The following is a 1,264-nucleotide window of genomic DNA, read 5'->3' as shown; positions in this document are numbered from 1 at the left end:
CGGCGGCATTCAAAGAAATTTTGATTGGAAATCAGTCAAACCAAGAACAAATTGCTGCGTAATTTCTTTGGTGAGGGTTAATCCGATAGGATTGTGAAGCATTTATTAGGGTGCGAAACTTGAGTTTTATACTTATCCATGCGTAGATCCTTTGTATTGGTCTTGGATAAGTCATCCAAGTACTAGTATAAAGGATTTTTTAATGTCATGGAACAGTTTAATATTTTAATGCAACACTAGTGAATATCATTATAAGTTAATTTTCCACTTTCGAGTTCAGCTTCTCCGTTTTGATTATCATACGGATCATTTCGACTGAAATCTAACGCAGGTGTAAAATCATGTTGAAAATCGGATACTGCTGGCATTCTGAATGGTTCTAAGTTCCCGAAGTAGAATTTCCATCGTTCTTCTTCACCTGTTCGGTATGCTGAGCCACCAAAAGAAGTATCGGCATATAACCAGCCAAATGGGGCTACATAAAATTGAGCCCAATCATGATTTCCTATTGTTTCTGGATTGGTGTATAAGCCAGCCTGCCATCTTGCTGGAACTCCAACTGCACGACATAAGGTAATAAAAGTAAGAGCTTGGATACCACAATCTCCTTTAAAACCTGTTAAAGCGTAAGTTGGAATATCTGTAATGGTGTAATAAGGACGGACAAACGAATACATCACATTTTTAGTAATATATTCGTAAATTAAACGTGCTTTTTCAAGAGGATTGGTTTCATTCCCGATAATCTCTTTAGCTACTGATTTGATATAAGGTGAAAATTTAATATGTGGTAATTGTTCTTCAGTATAAAATGTAGGTTGTGCTTCGTCTACTTCTTCCGGCAAAGGATTTTTATACACCATATGATTATCGAATTCATATTCCACATAAAACTCTTCGTCCGCTTCATATTCTTTCTCAAAATAAACGGTTCTTGCTGGATGGTCAGGTTCATTCACTAGAGCTGATTTATGAGATGTATCAATGAGTCTAAAGTTCTTTACTTGAGCATATTCAATCGGCAAAGGCAAGTGAACTCTAATTTTCTCTCCTGGTTTTTGAGCCTCTGGTTTCACCTTCAAAGTTGCACGTAAACGAATATGATAAGTCAATTCCCCTTTTTCTTTCATCTTATGCCCTGAATAATTCATAGCTCTATAATTAAAGCTGTTTTCTTGAACAGATTAATTATCTTTGAAAAAATAAGGAATTTTTCCTCGAAACGGTGTGTTCTCGGGCTTGATTCCTATTGAATAAACCTCCT

Annotated in this window: 1 protein-coding gene; it reads right to left on the bottom strand. The window is 35.9% G+C overall.

Annotated features, from left to right (window positions below; translation table 11 throughout):
* Positions 1 to 236 precede the first annotated feature (236 nt).
* Positions 237 to 1,130, bottom strand: a complete 894-nt coding sequence (locus tag ACYVLS_RS08955) for a transglutaminase-like domain-containing protein (protein ID WP_460323721.1) — start codon at positions 1,128 to 1,130, stop codon at positions 237 to 239.
* Positions 1,131 to 1,264 lie beyond the last annotated feature (134 nt).

This window comes from Alkalibacterium psychrotolerans, assembly GCF_054784355.1.
This window is presented reverse-complemented; position numbering and strand designations above follow the sequence as displayed.

Excerpts from the sequence above, each read along its gene's own strand:
- ACYVLS_RS08955 (WP_460323721.1), bottom strand. The coding sequence starts at position 1,130 with ATGAAAGAAAAAGGGGAATTGACTTATCATATTCGTTTACGTGCAACT.